Raw genomic sequence first — 17,437 nt, forward strand, 5'->3', positions numbered from 1 at the left:
TTCCTTCTCCTGCCGGTCCCTGAAGAACCCTGGCTGCTTCGAACGCGATATATCGCGATCTGTTGAAAGTCACGATATATCGCGTTGCGCGATGTGGCAAGGGCTTTCGAGTGATACTCAGGAAGAGAGAGGGGTGCGCTGTCGGAGGTGGCTGGCAGGATTTGAGCATGACAGCATCCCAGGGGCACCTCGCATGAGTGCGACCGTCGAAACGGCCCGCCTGCGCCTCGACCGGCTTTCCGTCGTGGACTTTGACGCGATGTGGGCCATTCACGCCGACCCGGAGACCAATCAGTTCAATCCGGCTGGGCCGCTCACTGTACGTTCGGCCGCGCAAAAGATGTTCGGGGAATGGCTTGGGCACTGGCGGGAGCATGGCTTCGGCTATTGGGCGGTGCGAGACGACGCGGGCATCATCGGATTTTCCGGCGTCCGCCGCTCAACCTGGCGTGATCGTCCCGTGCTCAATCTGGCATACCGGTACATACCCCGGGCCTGGGGACATGGCTACGCCGCAGAAGTCGCCGCCGTTGCCGTCGAGCTGTGGCGTGCCGATCACTCCGAGCATCCGCTCATCGCCTATACGAAGCACGGCAACGTCGCGTCGCAGCGCACCGCGCTTGCCGTTGGGTTGGAGCGTCGACCCGATCTTGACCTAGCGACTGGTGACGCACTCGGCGACGACATCGTGTTCGCATTGAACTGGTAGGCCGTCAGTTGTCGACAGTTCCGTGAATGTCAGGAATGTCGGAGATGCCCGTGTATGTCGCAAACGGAGCTGAGCCTGCCAGCTCATAGACCTGCACTGTGAGGCCGCCCGGAGTTGTCTCATTCTTTGTCTGCCGCAGTCCCATCGAAGGGCCATCCGTCGCGAAGAGCCTGCGGCCCTGACCGACGACCACAGGAGCGATCGCGAGCCGTATCTCGTCAATCAGGCCCGCTGCGAGCAGGGACTGGGCGAGCCTGGCGCTGCCGTGGATCTGGAGCTGCCGACCCGGCTGCCGTTTCAGTTCGGCCACCTGCGCCGCGACGTCGCCGGAGAGGATCGTGGTCGGGTTCCACGAGCCAACCGTCAAAGTGTGGGACGCGACGTACTTGGGCAGATTGTTCATGCGCCAGGTGAAGGGATCGTTCGGGTCGGTGATTTGGGGCCAGTCCCGTGCGAATGCGTCGTAGGTGCGCCGCCCAAGAAGGAGGGCGTCTGCTTCACCAAGCCAGTCCGATGCCTGGCGAACGAAGCCGTCGTCCATGTACGGAACAAACCATCCGCCTCGCGAGAAGCCATCGCTGGTGTCCTCATCCGGCGACCCCGGGCCCTGGCAAACGCCATCCAGACTCAGGAACTCGGTGAGCGTCAGCTTCACAATCTCTCCCTGCGGTTCGCGATACCCCGGCGTGAGGCGCGGCGAACAGCAGGGTATCGCTTAGCCCTGTTCGACCGGAAGGCCCGCGTCCGTCCACGCGTAGGTGCCGCCATCGACGTTGACGACATCGAAGTCGCGGGATTCCAGATATTCGGCGACCTTGCTGCTGCGGCCGCCGACGGCGCAGACGAGGTAGATCGTTTCGTCCTCGGGGAGTTCGTCGACCCTGTCGATGATCTGGCTCATCGGGATGCTCACAGCGCCAGCAGCACGCACCTGACGGAATTCGTCCGGCTCGCGTACGTCAATAACGGTGGCTCCCTCGAGCGCGGCGAGTTCGGTAACGGTGATGCTCTGCATGGTGCGGTCCTCCCAAGAACTGTCGGTTCGATTCTCCGCTCGTCGGTGAACATGCGCAAAACGGCTCGGAAGATTTCCCTTGACCTTGACGCTGCGTCAACCTCTAACGTTGCTGTTGTTCGAGAGGAGGGACGGATGCAACAGCACGTGGAGTGGTCAATTCAAGACATCGCGAAGCGCGCGGGTACAACGTCGCGAGCGCTCCGCCACTACGACGACATCGGTCTGCTTCCGCCGACGCGAATCGGATCAAACGGTTACCGCTACTACGACGCAACCGCACTCGTGCGGCTGCAGCGCATTCTGCTGTTGCGTGATCTCGGGCTCGGGCTGCCCGCTATCGCCGACGTTTTGAAGACGGCGACGGATGCCACTGGCGCACTCCGCAACCACCTGAGCTGGTTGCACAAAGAACAGGACCGAATCGGCAGGCAGGTCGCGTCGGTGACAGAGACCATACGGAGAATGGAGAGAGGTGAACAACTGATGGCAGAGAACATGTTTGACGGGTTCGACCACACGCAGTACAAGGACGAGGTCGTCGAGCGATGGGGCGAGGACGCGTACTCGCGCAGTGACTCCTGGTGGCGGTCTATGAGCGCCGCCGAGAAGGCTAAATGGCAGGCGCAGGTCGCGTCACTGAGCTCGGACTGGACCGCCGCTGCCGGAGCCGGCGTCGCGCCGGACAGTGACGAGGCGCAGACACTCGCTCGACGCCACGTCGAGTGGCTTACGTCGATCCCCGGAACGCCAGGCGCGGTTCAGGAGTACGTCACAGGCCTCGGCGAGATGTACGTCGCCGACGAGCGGTTCGCGGCGAACTACGGCGGCGAAGCAGGCGCCACTCTTGTGCGCGATGCGCTGGCGATCTACGCGAACCGCAACCTGTAGTGCAGAGAAGGCCACGTGGCATCCGTTCATTAATTCGGCGGATGTCACGTGGTGACGTGAAAAAACTGCTATCCGGATTGGGCGGATATCCCTAGGCTGCAAGTGTGACCGCAGCGAACGTTGAGCAGGTGGAGGAGCGGCTGTGGGCGCTGCTGGATCGCTATCGACCTGAGCTCGTCGACGGAACGATCTATGGTGTTCCGGCTTTGGTGTGGCCTGGGGCTACGGGGCATGACTACTTTGCGGCGCTCAAGCGGGGCAAAGAAAAGGTCGGGCTCTATCTGATCATCGCTGATCGCTACCCCGAGGATGTCGCCCTGGCCGCTGAAGCCCTGCAGTCTCGGCGTACCGGACGGGCGACGTTCTCCTTTTCATCGTTGGACGATGAGCTCGCGGCCGAACTCGGCTCACTGCTCGACCGGCTACTGGTGCGATACCGCGCCGAGCGCGCCTGAGCCGCGCCCGGGTCAGTGCGCGGGGGAGTCGAGAAGCGGCTCGCTCGGCTCGACCGTGCTTTCCAGCCGCTCATCTGTGCTCACATCGCTTGGCAGCGCGATGCGGAACCACGGGATGGTGGTGCTGCAGAGCGGCCCAATCAGCGCGGCGAACAGCACTGTACCGATGCCGACGTTGCCGCCGAGCATCCAGCCGGCCGCGAGCACGACGATCTCAATGCCGGTGCGGCCGACCCAGATCGGCCAGCCAGTGAGTTCGTGTACGCCGGTCATCAACCCGTCCCGCGGGCCGGCGCCGAAGCGGGCACCCAGGTAGAGGCCCGTTGCAAGGGCGAGCAGAAAGAGGCCGGCGGCGAAGAACAGAATCCGCGCCCAGAGGTCGAGGTTCTCGGGGATCAGCCAGAGACCGAGGTCGGCTGCCGGCCCGACGAGCAGGACATTGAAGACGGTGCCGATTCCGGGCTTCTGGCGAAGGGGAATCCAGAGCAGGAGGATGATCGCGCCGACCACGACGGTGATGAGCCCGAATCCCCATCCCGTCTTGAGCGAGATGCCCTGGCTGAGCACATCCCACGGTGAGACACCGATGGCCGCCCTGATGATGAGGGCGAGGGCGATTCCATAGAGGAAGAGCCCGAGGAAGAGTTGGACGACACGGCGGATCATAAAGACAATCCAATTTCACAATTGGCCTTCTGGCAAGAGGCCAATCTGCCTATAGTGGCCTCATGGTCGACGTCCACATCACCGCGCGTGCGCTCTCCGCCCTCCTTGGCCCCTGGCGCAGCGACGATGCCGCTTATCGCAGCCTCGCCGATCGGATTCGACTGTTGATCCTGGACGGACGGATCCCGGCCGACACTCGCCTGCCGGCCGAACGGGACCTCGCCGAGCGACTGGACGTGAGCCGCACCACCGTGACGGCCGCGTACAAGGAGCTGCGGGACAACGGCTTCCTGGAGAGCGTGCGTGGCTCGGGCAGCGTGGCTCAGCTACCCGGGGTGCGGCCAGGGCCGGTGACGGCCCAGCGGTCGGGGTACCTCGACTTCAGCAAGGCCGCCCTTCCCGCTATCGGAGCGATGACCGGTGCAGCCGTTCGTGCAGCCGCGCGGCTCCCGCGCTACCTCGACGACTTCGATTACGACACCATTGGCCTGCCAGAGCTGCGGGCGGCGATTGCCGATCGGTACCTTGAGGCCGGGCTGCCCACCTCCCCGGACGAAATCATGGTGACGCTCGGTGCCCAGCACGCGATTGGACTGATCGCACGCACCCACCTTTCCCGCGGCGACCGCGCCCTGATCGAGCACCCGACCTATCCGCACGCGCACGACGCACTGCGTTCGGCCGGAGCTCGTCTGGTACCCATCCCGGTGACGGCCGAGGACGGCTGGGACGCCGGTGACCTCGAATATGCGCTCGACAACTCCTCGCCGACCCTGGCCTACCTGATGCCCGACTTCCACAACCCGACGGGCGCGAGCATGCCGCTCGAGACTCGCCGCCGGGTGTGCCGGGCGGCCGCACGGCAGGGAACCGTGCTTGTCATCGACGAGACGACGCGTGACCTCGACATTGACCGACCGGACTCTTTCCCACCCTTTGCGGCCACCGACGAGGCCGGAGCAAAAATCATTACCGTCGGGTCGGTGGGAAAAACTGTGTGGGGCGGCATCCGCCTCGGCTGGATTCGTGCTGACCGTGGCGTCATCCGCAAGCTCGTGGCCGCGCGGTCGATCGGTGACCTCGGGACACCCATCCTTGAGCAACTCACCGTGCTCGAATTGCTCCCCGAGATGCCGGCAATTCTCGAGGTCCGGCGTGGGCAGCTGAAGGCGACTCGCGACCGCCTCGAGGAGCTGCTCGGTGAGCGGTACCCGTACTGGGACGTTCCGCGCGTCAACGGCGGACTGTCGATCTGGGTCAATCTGGGTGTTCCGGTCAGCTCCCAACTCGCGCTCGCCGCTCGCACCCAGGGGCTTCTCATCGCGTCCGGCCCGCGGTTCGGCATCGACGGCGCGTTCGAGAGGTTCATTCGCATTCCGATCACCTACGGGGTCGATGACACCGAACTGGCAATCGACGCCCTCGCGACAGCGTGGCAGTCGATTCTCCGCGCGCCGGTTCCCGAGTCGGCGCTCCTCTCAGAAGTCGTCTGAGCGGGCGCGTTCGCTCAGTCACCGGCGTCGGTTCTCCGCACTGGCCCGCAGTTCGAATTCACGCGTGTTCCACGCCGGTAACGGAACCCTGTGCGTTTGTCCATCATGCAGTTACTGCACGGGCGCTGTGACACAATTTCAGGGATAGGCGGCCCGTGCCGCCCGTTTCGTCGCGTTCGCGGCAGCCCTCGCATTTCCCTCAGGAGAACCGTGCACGTCCTTGCTGTTCTAAGCATGAAAAACCGCGCGCTCATCGCGCTCGTCACCATCGTTGCAGCCGTGTTCGGGGGCATCGCGATGGGCAGCCTCAAGCAGGAACTCGCACCGAGTGTCACCTTCCCGCAGCTGGCGATCGTGGCAAGCTACCCGGGCGCTGCGCCCGAGGTGGTCAACAACGACGTGTCGACGCCGATCGAGACGGCAATTCAGGGTGTCCCTGGTATTGAATCGACGAGCACCACCTCGTCGACGAACCTCAGCCTCATCTCAGCCACCTTCACATACGGTACCGACCTGGCCACCGCCGAGCAGAAGATCAACCAGGCGATCAACCGCATCAAGTCGACCCTCCCCGAGAGCGTTGAGCCTGAGGTCCTGTCCGGGGGACTCGACGATCTTCCGGTTATCCAGATCGCGGCATCGGGCTCAGGCGAGAACACCGACGCGTTGGCCGAGAGCCTCACGCAGAACGCCGTACCCGACATCGAGGACATCGAGGGTGTCCGCGAGGCTGCCCTCATTGGCGAAGTCGGCCAGCGGATCACCATAGTTCCGGATGCTGTTCGGCTGGCTGGGGCCGGACTGAACCGCGGTGACATCAGCACGACCCTCGAACAGAATGGCGTGCTCCTCCCGGCAGGCGAAATCACCCAGGAAGACAGTACCTTCGCGGTCCAAACCGGATCCAAGCTTGGATCGGTCGACGATCTCGCCGCACTCCCGCTGGTCAGCGCAGCCCCGGTAGCACCGGGAAGCGCCGTCCTCACCCTTGGCGACGTGGCATCCGTTTCACTCACAGACAATCCGGTGACGAGCATCTCCCGCGTCAACGGCGAACCAGCGCTGACCATCGCCGTGACCAAGGTGCCCGCGGCCAACACCGTCGACGTGTCGAAGGCCGTGAACGCGCTGCTGCCCGAGCTTGAGGAAACGCTCGGCTCAGATGTCACGCTCACCATCGTGTTCGACCAGGCTCCGTACATCCAGCAGTCGATCGAGTCGCTCGCCACCGAGGGTGTGCTCGGGCTCATCTTCGCCGTCCTCATCATCCTCGTGTTCCTGCTCGACGTGCGGGCAACCCTCGTCACGGCAATCTCAATCCCGACGTCCGTACTCATCACGTTCATCGGACTGCAGGCCACCGGTTACACACTCAACATCCTCACCCTCGGTGCCCTGACCATCGCAATCGGTCGGGTTGTTGACGACTCGATCGTTGTGATCGAAAACATCAAGAGACACATGACGTCCGCGCGCGACCGCTCCGCTGACGGGCGCGCCTTCTCGATCGTCACCGCTGTGCGCGAGGTGGCCGGTGCCATCACCGCGTCGACCATCACGACGGTTGCCGTCTTCCTGCCGCTGGCCTTCGTTGGCGACATGACCGGCGAGCTGTTCCGTCCGTTCGCCCTCACGGTCACCATTGCGCTGCTCGCTTCGCTGTTTGTGTCGCTCACCATCGTTCCCGTGCTCGCGTACTGGTTCCTGCGGGCGAAGGTTCGCACCGACAAGAGTGCCAAGCCAGTCAAGGCGCCGAAGCCGGCGAAGGCTCCCAAGCCGGCGAAGGCGCCCAAGGCTTCGACAATCCCGGAGCCGGCGCTCGTCGCGTCCGACGGCTCCTCCGCCAGTGAACCGGCCGCGGTGCTGTACACCGAGGTCGACACCGCCGCGGCGGAGGTCGAGGAACCGACCACGGCGCTCCCGGCCGGTGTGTCCGCCTCGCCATCGATCGTGGACCCGTCGTACATCGCACGGCCGAAGGCTGTCACAGACACAACTGTCGACAACTCCGGTGCGGCAGAACCGACGGATTCCGACGCAGCGTCGATCACGAACGACTCGGTCGAGCCGGTTGAGGGCCCCGTTTCGGTCGAGGACGCCGAGCCAGAACCCGTCGCGGAGGGCGAGCCCGTGATGGCTGCCGCGACCGGAGAGGTCGCCACACGACGCGGCCGCAAGTCAGGTGTCGAAGAAGAAGACGAACTCGACCACCCCACGCTGCTGCAAAAGGGCTACCTGCCGATCATCAACTGGACGCTCAAGCACTCGGTCGCCACGATCCTGCTCGCTGTGCTCGTGCTCGGTGGAACCCTGGCGCTTGTGCCGTTCATGAAGACGAACTTCCTCGGCGATTCAGGTCAGAACACGCTCAGCGTTTCGCAGCAGTTGCCGGTCGGTACAAGCCTCGACGCTCAGGACGCCGCCGCGACCCAGGTGGAAGATGCCCTGCGCAGCATCGAAGGCATCGACACGGTCCAGGTCACCATCGGTTCGTCAGGCAACTCACTGTTCTCCGCATTCGCTGGGGGCGGCGAAGGTGGCATCACGTACTCGGTAACAACAGACGAGTCGGCCGATCAGGAAGCGCTGCAAGACACAGTGCGGTCCGAGCTCGCTGACATCACCGGTGCAGGCGAGATCGAACTCGCCGCAGCTGGCGGGTTCGGCGGATCCAGCGATATCGAGGTCGACATCACCGCTCCCGACCAGGACGCGTTGCAGGAAGCAACGGATGCCATCACGAACGCTGGCAAGGACCTCGACGGAATGCGTCAGGTCACAAATAACCTCAGCGATTCCCGCCCGTACGTCGCTGTCCAGGTCGACCGTGACTCCGCCGCCGCAGCGGGATACAGCGAGGTGGCACTCGGTGGATTCGTCTCGCAGGCCATGCAGCCGACAACAACCGGAACCATCGTGATCGATGAGACCACCCTGAACATCTACATCGCCACGGAGAACCAGCCAGCGTCAATCGAGGAACTCTCCGCGCTCGAGGTGCCGACCCTCCTCGGACCGGTCCGCCTCGACAGTCTCGCCTCGGTCGAAGAGGTCGACGGTCCATCGACGATCACCTCGGTGCGCGGGCAGCGATCAGCGACCGTCGCCCTCACCCCGGCGAGTGACAACATCGGAACGGCAAGCGCTGAGGTTGCCACCATGCTCGACGAGACTGACCTTCCGGCCGGAACGACGGCCACCCTCGGAGGCGTCACGGCCGACCAGGGAACCGCGTTCCAGCAGCTCGGCCTCGCCATGCTTGCGGCCATCCTCATCGTGTACATCGTTATGGTTGCGACCTTCCGCTCTCTGCGGCAGCCGCTGCTCCTGCTGATCTCCGTGCCGTTCGCGGCGACGGGCGCCATCGCCCTGCAGGTCATCACCGGCGTTCCGCTCGGTGTCGCATCGCTGATCGGTGTGCTCATGCTCATCGGTGTCGTTGTGACGAACGCCATTGTGCTTGTCGACCTGGTGAACCAGTATCGGGCGAGGGGCATGGCGGTGACCGACGCGGTGCGACACGGTTCGTCGCGGAGGCTCCGTCCGATCCTCATGACGGCGCTCGCGACCATCTTCGCGCTTGTGCCGATGGCGCTCGGCATCACGGGCCACGGCGGATTCATTTCGCAACCGCTGGCGATCGTGGTGATCGGCGGACTGATTTCGTCCACGGTCCTCACGCTCGTGGTGTTGCCGACGCTGTACAACCTCGTCGAAGGTGCTCGAGAGCGCAGGCAGAACCGTCACGATGCGAAGGAGCGGGCCGAGGTCGCTGACCCGACACCGGCGACCTAGCTCTCCTTCGATTAAGGTCAGCTCACCGGGCGTCTGGAATCCCAGACCATAACGGCGAGCGGATGCTGTCGCGCGCGTGAATCAGCTTGCTAGCGTTTCGGCATGGTCACTTCAGCGCTGCCCGCCGATCCGCTGTGGCCACGTGCGGGGTCCTGGCCGTCGCCGAAGGACATCGTCGGTGCCATCGATCTGGCCCTGATCGGCATCCCGACCTGGCGCACCTCGCTGTCGCCGACCCGGGCTGAAGCTACTCCGGCGGCGATTCGGAATGCGCTCCGCCGGTACTCGCCGTTCGCGGCGTCCCTCGACGGTCGTAACGTCGACGACCTGGTGTTCGCCGACGTCGGAGATGTGATCGACCCGGACGGTGACGAAGGTGAGCGACGTGCGATTTCGGCAATGACGGATGCTGTCGGTCGCGCCGCCGTCACCGTCGCCTTGGGCGGTGACAACGCCGCGACTGTGCCTGCCGCACTCGGAGCATGGGGCGACGCGATCGACAGTGCCGGTCTTGTCACGCTCGACGCACATCACGACCTTCGCGACGGTGTGTCAAACGGATCGCCCGTGCGCCGCCTTCTCGAGGCGGGCCTGGACGGGCGACGTGTCGTTCAGATCGGGATCGCCGACTTTGCCAACTCGAGGGCGTACACCGACCGGGCTCGGGACCTCGGTATCACGGTCGTCCGTCGCGACGATCTGCACGGGCGGCCGATGGCCGATGTTCTGGCTGAGGCCCTCGACGTCGCCGGAGCAGCCGGGGGACCGGTCCATGTCGACATCGACGTCGACGTGTGTGACCGGTCCGTCGCCCCCGCCTGCCCCGCGTCCGTGCCCGGCGGGCTCGCTGCTCATGAGTTGCGAGCCGCAGCACGTGCCGCCGGGCGTGATGGCCGGGTTCGTTCGATCGACATCACTGAGATCGACGCCCTTGCCGATGCGCCGGACGGTCGCACTGTGCGGCTCGCCGCGCTGTGCGTCCTGGAGATCGCGGCGGGCGTCGCCGCCCGGTAACGCTACGGAATGGGTTCGGTGGTGCTGAACTCCCAAACGGCTCTGAGCGCATCCGCGACGTCCTCGGCAGCGACACCAGCCGCCTGCGCCTCGGCTGCGAGGTCGCGGATCCGCCGCACGACCGCGAGCGGGAGGGTGCCCGCCGACGCCGCCACGCGCGTACCGGCGGCCGTGCGAGTCACTACCAGACCGTCCCGTTCCAACAACTTGTACGCCTTCGCGGCTGTACCCGGCGCGACGTCGAGGTCTCGCGCTGTCTGTCGCACGGTGGGCAGGCGTTCACCAGCGCCCAATTGACCCGAGACGATGAGACCACGAAATTGGCGGTAGATGTCGAGGGACCGGTTTGTTTCCTCAGCCGATGTCTGGAGGGGCTGCAGGGTCAACGCGCGGCCCCCGCCGGCTGCGCGGTGTCGCGGGGCCCGATGGTCCTGGCAGCGGGCGTCCGACGCAGAAGTCGATTGGCGACAAGGAGAAGCAGCAGGAACGCGACGACCTCGAGTACCGGAGCAAGCCAGCCGCCCACAACGGCGAATTCTGCGTACTTCCAAATCATCTCGTAGGTATTGCTCTGCCCATTGCCATCCTCGATGGACACGCCTGAAAGCGAACCCGCTCTCGCGATGAAACGAAGCGCTCCGCCGAGCGCAAGCAGGCTGGCCGCCGCGGCCAAACGCGCAACCCCCGAGGCGGTCTTCATCCGCTCGCCCTGTTCCGGCCCCACGGTATCCGGGCGAAGAAACGAGCGCGCCGCACTGGCATGAAGTGTCAGCGCTGTCACAACGGCGAGCCCGGCAAGACCGATCAGAACAGGAACTCCGTACGCCCAGCCATAAAACCACGGCCGCAGGGGGTCCACCGTCGAGTTCGGCACGGGGATCTGGAGATGAATGAAACGTCCTCGGCTGTCAGCAGATGACGCCAAACCCGCCAGAATCGTCGTCACAAGCAAGGCGGCAACTGATGAAAGAGCAAGAGCGATGTCGCTGGTGGAGTTGAAGGTCCTCCACGTTCGGCGCCCGAGCGGCATCACCGGCTGCGTCGGTAGTGCCGACCGTCGAACAAGGATGGAGCCAAGGGCCACGGCGAGAACGGCGAAAACCGCAAATACCGGCGTTGCAAAACGCCACCAGGAAACAACATCCGGCGTCATGACGAGGTAGCCGCGAACAACGTTCTCGATTGAGAAGACGGCGATCACGACGAGGGAACCGATGCCGAGTATGCGGTGTTCGTGGCGGTACCGCACGGTCACTACGTGGGGCGCCGCAGCCGAACGGTCGATGGATTCCTGTCGCCTGTTCACCATCAGGACGATGGCGAAGACCAGAACCGCGAGCAGGAGCGAGAACAGCGGTAGTGACAGAGCGGCACGGACAAGATCCCCCAGGCCGAGGGAGGAGAGTGGGCTCGGTGGCATTGTGCTCCTTCGAAGTTGTACCGTCTTTCTAGCACAACTTGTACCGCATAGCGAGTACAAGGTGCAGCCGGCTACATCAAATTCGCGCCGGTCCCCGTCTGACGACCCGTTCCCCGGGACTGTGCGGTTCAATCAAGCAAAAGATTTTGCGTGACCGTGTAACTGTGTCGTCGTCCGGACATGTCGTAGTTAGGGGCGGATTTAGGAAAGGGTGCGATATGTCGGACAGGCTCGATCGATTGCTGAACGAAAGCAGGCCACCCGACGCGACGGCGCTGCCCGGCGTCGCGGACAGAGCGCGAGAGGTGGCGGCCGGTGCTGCCAGCGGAGAAGGTCAGCCCTTCCGCCCCCGACGGCCGCGGTGGTGGAATTTTCTCGTCTTTGGCACGGTGGCCGTTGCTGCCTCCGCAGCGGCGATTCCGCCGCTGGTGGCATGGGCGCCCTGGGAACCCGATCTGGTGGTGAGCCGCGAATTTCCCGTGACTGACGGCGGTGAGCTGACCAATTGCGTCGTCATCGTGCGGGTCGGCCAGGACGAGCACGCGGGTGGCGCGGATGCGGGACGTCATTTGGACGAGGCGCGACGATTTCTTCAGGACGGGGACTGGTCGGACATCACCGTAGATCTCGACGACGTCGAGGCATACCTCGATGCCATGACCCCACAGCAACGAGCGTTGCGGGAGGAAGCAGGGATCTCGAATCCGCACCTCCTGTCCATGCTGGCCTCAAATGAGATCACCTCCGAGTTCGAAGAAGCGGGCTACCTCAAACACGGCGTCTGGCTTGAATCCATGGGAACCTGTGACGAGGTGGGCGAGTGAGCACTTTCGACGGGAGCGACGCTCAGCGCCTCACGCTTCTTTATGAGGCGGCCTCTGGCTCGCTTCTGAACTATTTGGCCAGGCGGGTGTCACCGGTTGAAGACGCGGCGGACCTGCTGAGCGAAACGTTTTATGGTGGCATACCGGCGAATCGACAGGCTGCCCGACGACAGCGAGGAGGCGCGAATGTGGCTGTTCGGGGTTGCTCGCCGGGTTCTCGCGAACCATCGCCGTGGAGCAGTGCGGCGGGCAACGATTAGACTCTCGTACGTCGACGAGCCTGACAAATACTCCGAGGTGCGCGAGGCGATCGAAGCATTGCCTGCGAACCAGCGCGAGCTTGTTCAGTTGGTCCATTGGGACGGATTCTCTCTGCGCGAGGCGGCGGGAATCGCGGGGGTGTCAGAGTCAACGGCCCGTGGGCGCTACGAGCGTGCAAGGAAACGGCTTCACGATTCGCTCCGACCCGCCGCCGACGCGCCAGTCGCGCGGCTGGTTCCGTCCGGGGACGCGATGGCGCAGCCCGAGTGAGTCAAGGAACGTCGAACGAGACGAGCTCGCCGCCCCTCCACACGCGCTCGACCAGCGGAACACCAGGCCGATAGGCCAGGTGCAGATAGCTTGGTGCGCGTAGCTCGACCAGGTCAGCACGAGCTCCGACGACAATCCGGCCGATGTCGGTTCGCTGGAGTGCAGCCGCACCCCCCGCGGTGGCGGACCACACCGCTTCCGTGGGCGTCATGCCCATGTCACGCACCGCAACCGCGATGCAGAATGCCATCGACGACGTGAAGCTGGAGCCCGGGTTGCAGTCGCTGGCCAACGCGATGGTCACACCAGCGTCGAAAAGCCGACGTGCGTTCGGGTATGGCTGTTTCGTCGAGAACTCGACCCCGGGCAGGAGGGTGCACACGGTGTCGGATGATGCGAGTGTCCGCACGTCATCGTCACTCAAGGCAGTGCAGTGATCGACGCTTGCGGCGCCAAGCTCGACAGCGAGTTGGACTCCGTCGCTCTTCCCCAGTTGGCCCGCGTGCATTCGGATACCGAGTCCCCGCGCGGCGCCAGCTTCGAGCACACGCCGTGCCTGCTCCGTGCTGAACGCGCCGGTCTCGCAGAACACGTCGATCCACCTGGCGTGGGGCGCGCACGCATCCAGCATGGGACCGATTACGAGGTCGACGTACTCGTCAGCGCGGCCCTGGAACTCCGGTGGGACGACATGCGCCCCGAGGAACGTCACCTCGTCGGTGACCTCCGCAGCGAGGCGAACGAGTCGTTCCTCAGTGTCGACGTCGAGTCCGTACCCGCTCTTGATCTCAAATGTCGTCGTCCCCTGCACGGCCAGTTCACGAACAAGCCCGGCCAGCCGGAGTCTGAGCTCATCCTCCGGTGCCTCCCGTGTGCTGGCCACCGTTGTTCGTATACCGCCAGCGGCATAGGGTTTCCCGGCCATCCGCGCCTCGAATTCGTTCGCCCGATCACCGCCGAATAGAAGGTGGGTGTGGCTGTCGACGAAACCGGGCAGGACCGCGTGACAGGCAGCATCCGTCACCGAATCTGCGTCAGGTGCCGCAGTTGCCTTGCCGACCCAGGCGATGTGTTCGTCCTCCATCAGCACTGCGGCGTTCGAAATCAGGCCGAGGAGACCGTCGCGCTCGGGATCGTTGGTGACCAGCTGCCCGATGTTGGTGATGAGCCGGGTGGTCATGATTCCTGCATCGGTATGCGCAGGCCGCGATCTCGTGCAACCTCGGCGGCGCGGTCGTAGCCGGCGTCGACATGGCGCATCACACCCGAGCCGGGGTCGTTGACCAGGACCCGCGCGATTTTCTCGGCGGCGAGCGGAGTGCCGTCGGCGACAATCACCTGGCCCGCGTGAATGGAACGGCCGATGCCGACGCCTCCGCCATGGTGGATCGACACCCAGGTCGCACCGGACGCCGTGTTCAACAGCGCGTTGAGGAGGGGCCAGTCGGCGATGGCGTCCGAGCCGTCGGCCATGCCTTCGGTCTCGCGGTACGGTGAGGCGACGGAGCCGGAATCGAGGTGGTCTCGGCCGATGACGAGCGGCGCGCTCAGCTCGCCGGATGCAACCATTTCGTTGAATTTCAGCCCGGCGAGGTGCCTCTCCTGATACCCGAGCCAGCAGATGCGAGCGGGCAGCCCCTCGAACTGCACCTTGTCCTGCGCCTTGGTGATCCACCGGTGGAGGTGCTCGTCGTGAGGAAAGAGTTCGAGGATGGCGCGATCCGTCGCGGCGATATCCGCAGGGTCGCCGGAGAGTGCAGCCCACCGGAACGGGCCTTTACCTTCGGCGAACAACGGGCGGATGTATGCGGGTACGAACCCGGGAAAGTCGAAGGCGCGCTGGCAGCCGCCGAGCTTCGCCTCCGCCCGGATCGAGTTGCCATAGTCGAAGACCTCGGCGCCAGCGTCCTGAAATCCAACCATGGCGTTGACGTGTTTCGCCATGGAGGCTCGGGCCAGCTCGGTGAAGCTCGCCGGGTCGTGATCAGCGAGGGTATGCCAGTCGGTCACTGACACTCCCTCGGGCAGATAACTCAGCGGGTCATGGGCGCTGGTCTGATCGGTCACAACATCGATGGGCACACCGCGCTCGAGCAGCTCGGTGAAGACGGTGGCCGCATTGCCGACGACACCGACCGAGAGTGCAGTGCGTTGTGCCTTTGCCCCGATAACCCGATCGATCGCCCGGTCGAGTGACGGTGCGAGTTCGTCGAGGTAACCGTGGTCGACCCGACGCTGAAGTCGGGTCATATCCACGTCGACAATGAGCACGACGCCGTCATTCATTGTCACGGCGAGGGGTTGCGCGCCGCCCATTCCGCCAGCGCCGGCGGTGAGGGTGAGGGTCCCGGCGAGGCTGCCGCCGAATCGTTTCGCCGCGACCGCCGCGAAGGTTTCGTACGTGCCCTGCAGGATGCCCTGCGTGCCGATGTAAATCCACGAACCCGCGGTCATCTGGCCATACATGGTGAGGCCGAGCGACTCGAGTCGGCGGAACTCCGGCCAGGTTGCCCAGTCGCCGACGAGGTTGGAGTTGGCGATGAGCACCCTCGGCGCCCACTCATGGGTACGAAAGACACCCACCGGTTTGCCCGACTGCACCAGCAGGGTCTCATCCGACTCAAGCGTTTCGAGGGTGCGCACAATCGCGTCGAATGCTTCCCAGCTGCGCGCTGCTTTTCCGGTGCCGCCGTAGACGACGAGGTCGTCCGGCCGCTCGGCGACGTCCGGATCGAGGTTGTTCATGAGCATGCGCAGCGGACCTTCGGTCTGCCAACTCTTCGCCGTCAGCGTTGAACCCCTGGGGGAGCGGATGATGCGGGTGTCGATCATTGCGGTCCTTTCGTGGCGAATGCGCCTGCGCTTGTGTACGTAACTCCGCCTGCACGTGGCTGAAGGCCGGAAATCCTCGACAAATCGGCCTTTCCGGAACTGATTGGCTGAGTTATGGACTGCCGCGTCATCGCAACCTCCCCGTGATGGTGGTTGCGGCATCCGTTATCGATCCAGCTTGGACGAGGTCATACACCGACTCGATTTCGGGCGAGAGGTGCCGGTCTGGACCGGGGCCGGCCACAACGGTGCGAACGAGATCACGGACGGCACCGGTTGCTGGCGCCGGTTTGAGCGGGGCACGCAGGTCGAGCGACCGAGAGGCGGTCATCACCTCGATGGCCAGCACCCGGCCGAGACCGTCGATCGACCGGCGCAGCTTGCGGGCGGCGGCCCAGCCCATTGAAACGTGATCCTCCTGCATTGCGGAGGAAGGGATCGAATCAACCGATGCGGGCGCTGCCAGTCGCTTGAGCTCGGAGACGATGCCGGCCGCGGTGTACTGGGCGATCATCAGCCCCGAGTCGACGCCGACCTCGGCGGCAAGGAACGGCGGCAGCCCCTTGTTGCGAGACACGTCAAGGTGCCGGTCGATCCGCCGTTCGGATATCGACGCCACATCGGCGACGGCGATGGCCAGGAAGTCGAGCACGTAAGCGATCGGGGCGCCGTGGAAGTTTCCGTTGGACTCGACCCGGCCGTCGACCGTGACAACGGGATTGTCGATCGTGCTTGCCAGTTCGCGGGAGGCGACCAGCGCGGCGTGTGTTGCAGTGTCACGAGCAGCGCCGTGCACCTGTGGGCTGCAGCGCAAGGAGTACGCGTCCTGAATCGTGGTGCACTCCGGCCCGGCGTGCGAGGCCACGAGAGGGGAATCGGCCAGCAGCGCCCGCAGGTTCGTCGCGGAATCGGCCTGACCCAGTTGGGGGCGGAGCTCCTGAAGGTCCGCAGCGAAAACGGCGTCCGTTCCGAGGAGCGCCTCAACGCTCATTGCGGCCGCGATGTCGGCAGTCTGCAGCAGCACACGCAGATCGGAGAGGGCGAGAACAAGCATGCCGAGCATGCCGTCTGTCCCGTTGATGAGAGCGAGTCCTTCTTTCTCCGCGAGCTCGATCGATGAAATACCGGCCGCCCCGAGAGCGTCGGCTGCATCGAGGAGGCTCCCGGCGGCATCCCGAACCTGCCCCTCACCCATCACGGCCAGGGCGCAGGCCGCAAGGGGGGCGAGGTCGCCCGAGCAACCGAGCGACCCGTATTCGTAGACGACCGGGGTGATGCCGGCGTTAAGAAGGGCCGCGTAGGTTTCGACGGTCGCGGTGCGCACGCCGGTTCGACCGGACATAAGGGTGGAGAGTCGAAGCAGCATGAGCGCGCGGACCACCTCCCGCTCGACTTCGGAGCCCGAGCCGGCCGCGTGTGAACGGATGAGGCTGCGCTGCAGTGAGGTGCGCCTGGCGGGGTCAATGTACGTGGTGGCCAGAGCGCCGAATCCGGTTGAGATGCCGTAGTGGCCAGCCGGATCTGTGGCGAGTGAGTCAATGATGCTGCGGGTGGCTGCGACCGCCTCAAGGGCTTGGGCATCCAGGTCCACGCGAGCGTTGAAGCGCGCAACGGCAACAACCTCGTCGAAACTCAGCGGCCGTGCGCTGAGAGTGACGGATTCGGCGTGCGCGGACGCTTGCGGTGCTCGCGGGGGAGACGGCAGGGTGTTCATGCCTCGATTCGATCACCGACACGGTTTGCGGACAACAGCGAGCCGGCCGCACTAGTCTGGGATCTCAGACGCCCGGCC

General features: G+C 64.8%; 16 protein-coding genes. 8 read left to right on the forward strand and 8 right to left on the reverse strand.

The window, feature by feature from the left end; genetic code table 11:
- Positions 1-193 precede the first annotated feature (193 nt).
- Positions 194-709, forward strand: coding sequence for a GNAT family N-acetyltransferase (locus D9V28_RS10170; protein ID WP_183086490.1), 516 nt, complete (start codon positions 194-196; stop codon positions 707-709).
- Between the two features lie 4 nt (positions 710-713).
- Here the strand turns inward: D9V28_RS10170 and D9V28_RS10175 are convergent, their stop codons facing one another.
- Positions 714-1,364 (reverse strand): dihydrofolate reductase family protein, encoded by a 651-nt coding sequence (locus tag D9V28_RS10175; protein WP_121659570.1) that lies wholly within the window; start codon positions 1,362-1,364, stop codon positions 714-716.
- A 60-nt stretch (positions 1,365-1,424) separates the two neighbouring features.
- Positions 1,425-1,724, reverse strand: a complete 300-nt coding sequence (locus D9V28_RS10180; protein WP_121659571.1) for a rhodanese-like domain-containing protein — start codon at positions 1,722-1,724, stop codon at positions 1,425-1,427.
- A 147-nt stretch (positions 1,725-1,871) separates the two neighbouring features.
- Here D9V28_RS10180 and D9V28_RS10185 point away from each other — a divergent pair, with 147 nt between their 5' ends.
- Together D9V28_RS10185 and D9V28_RS10190 are read left to right on the forward strand one after the other, a co-directional pair.
- Complete coding sequence (locus tag D9V28_RS10185) at positions 1,872-2,615, forward strand: MerR family transcriptional regulator (protein WP_121659743.1); 744 nt, start codon at positions 1,872-1,874, stop codon at positions 2,613-2,615.
- A gap of 104 nt (positions 2,616-2,719) precedes the next feature.
- On the forward strand, positions 2,720-3,070 hold the full coding sequence (locus D9V28_RS10190) for a hypothetical protein (RefSeq protein ID WP_121659572.1): 351 nt from the start codon (positions 2,720-2,722) through the stop codon (positions 3,068-3,070).
- A 12-nt stretch (positions 3,071-3,082) separates the two neighbouring features.
- On the opposite strand, the gene yczE is transcribed toward D9V28_RS10190, so the two are convergent.
- Positions 3,083-3,736: a membrane protein YczE gene (gene yczE / locus D9V28_RS10195; RefSeq protein ID WP_121659573.1), complete on the reverse strand. Its 654-nt coding sequence runs from the start codon at positions 3,734-3,736 to the stop codon at positions 3,083-3,085.
- Between the two features lie 62 nt (positions 3,737-3,798).
- Here yczE and yczR point away from each other — a divergent pair, with 62 nt between their 5' ends.
- The 3 genes from yczR to D9V28_RS10215 all read left to right on the forward strand — a co-directional run bounded on the left by yczR (position 3,799) and on the right by D9V28_RS10215 (position 10,038).
- Positions 3,799-5,229 carry a MocR-like transcription factor YczR gene (gene yczR / locus D9V28_RS10200; protein WP_121659574.1) on the forward strand — a complete coding sequence of 477 codons (1,431 nt, stop codon included), beginning with the start codon at positions 3,799-3,801 and terminating at the stop codon, positions 5,227-5,229.
- A gap of 234 nt (positions 5,230-5,463) precedes the next feature.
- The gene (locus D9V28_RS16315; RefSeq protein WP_229727803.1) at positions 5,464-9,024 is read left to right on the forward strand and encodes an efflux RND transporter permease subunit; all 3,561 of its coding nucleotides are present in this window, start codon (positions 5,464-5,466) and stop codon (positions 9,022-9,024) included.
- Between the two features lie 102 nt (positions 9,025-9,126).
- On the forward strand, positions 9,127-10,038 hold the full coding sequence (locus tag D9V28_RS10215; protein ID WP_121659575.1) for an arginase family protein: 912 nt from the start codon (positions 9,127-9,129) through the stop codon (positions 10,036-10,038).
- A 2-nt stretch (positions 10,039-10,040) separates the two neighbouring features.
- On the opposite strand, the gene D9V28_RS10220 is transcribed toward D9V28_RS10215, so the two are convergent.
- Positions 10,041-10,424, reverse strand: coding sequence for a GntR family transcriptional regulator (locus tag D9V28_RS10220; protein WP_121659576.1), 384 nt, complete (start codon positions 10,422-10,424; stop codon positions 10,041-10,043).
- The gene (locus D9V28_RS10225; protein ID WP_121659577.1) at positions 10,421-11,458 is read right to left on the reverse strand and encodes a hypothetical protein; all 1,038 of its coding nucleotides are present in this window, start codon (positions 11,456-11,458) and stop codon (positions 10,421-10,423) included. The genes D9V28_RS10220 and D9V28_RS10225 overlap by 4 nt, the downstream gene beginning before the upstream one ends.
- Before the next feature lie 218 nt (positions 11,459-11,676).
- Here D9V28_RS10225 and D9V28_RS10230 point away from each other — a divergent pair, with 218 nt between their 5' ends.
- Together D9V28_RS10230 and D9V28_RS10235 are read left to right on the forward strand one after the other, a co-directional pair.
- Entirely contained in the window at positions 11,677-12,282 is a 606-nt protein-coding gene (locus D9V28_RS10230) for a hypothetical protein (RefSeq protein ID WP_121659578.1), read from the forward strand.
- A gap of 186 nt (positions 12,283-12,468) precedes the next feature.
- Entirely contained in the window at positions 12,469-12,813 is a 345-nt protein-coding gene (locus D9V28_RS10235) for an RNA polymerase sigma factor (protein WP_220700480.1), read from the forward strand.
- Between the two features lies 1 nt (position 12,814).
- Here the strand turns inward: D9V28_RS10235 and hutI are convergent, their stop codons facing one another.
- The 3 genes from hutI to hutH form a co-directional block, all read right to left on the reverse strand.
- The gene (gene hutI / locus D9V28_RS10240; protein ID WP_121659580.1) at positions 12,815-13,993 is read right to left on the reverse strand and encodes an imidazolonepropionase; all 1,179 of its coding nucleotides are present in this window, start codon (positions 13,991-13,993) and stop codon (positions 12,815-12,817) included.
- Positions 13,990-15,645: a urocanate hydratase gene (gene hutU, locus D9V28_RS10245; RefSeq protein ID WP_121659581.1), complete on the reverse strand. Its 1,656-nt coding sequence runs from the start codon at positions 15,643-15,645 to the stop codon at positions 13,990-13,992. The genes hutI and hutU overlap by 4 nt, the downstream gene beginning before the upstream one ends.
- 127 nt (positions 15,646-15,772) lie before the next feature.
- Positions 15,773-17,359, reverse strand: a complete 1,587-nt coding sequence (hutH, locus tag D9V28_RS10250; protein WP_121659582.1) for a histidine ammonia-lyase — start codon at positions 17,357-17,359, stop codon at positions 15,773-15,775.
- Positions 17,360-17,437 lie beyond the last annotated feature (78 nt).

Source organism: Mycetocola zhadangensis, from assembly GCF_003668565.1.
GTDB classification, from domain to species: Bacteria; Actinomycetota; Actinomycetes; order Actinomycetales; family Microbacteriaceae; genus Mycetocola_A; species Mycetocola_A zhadangensis.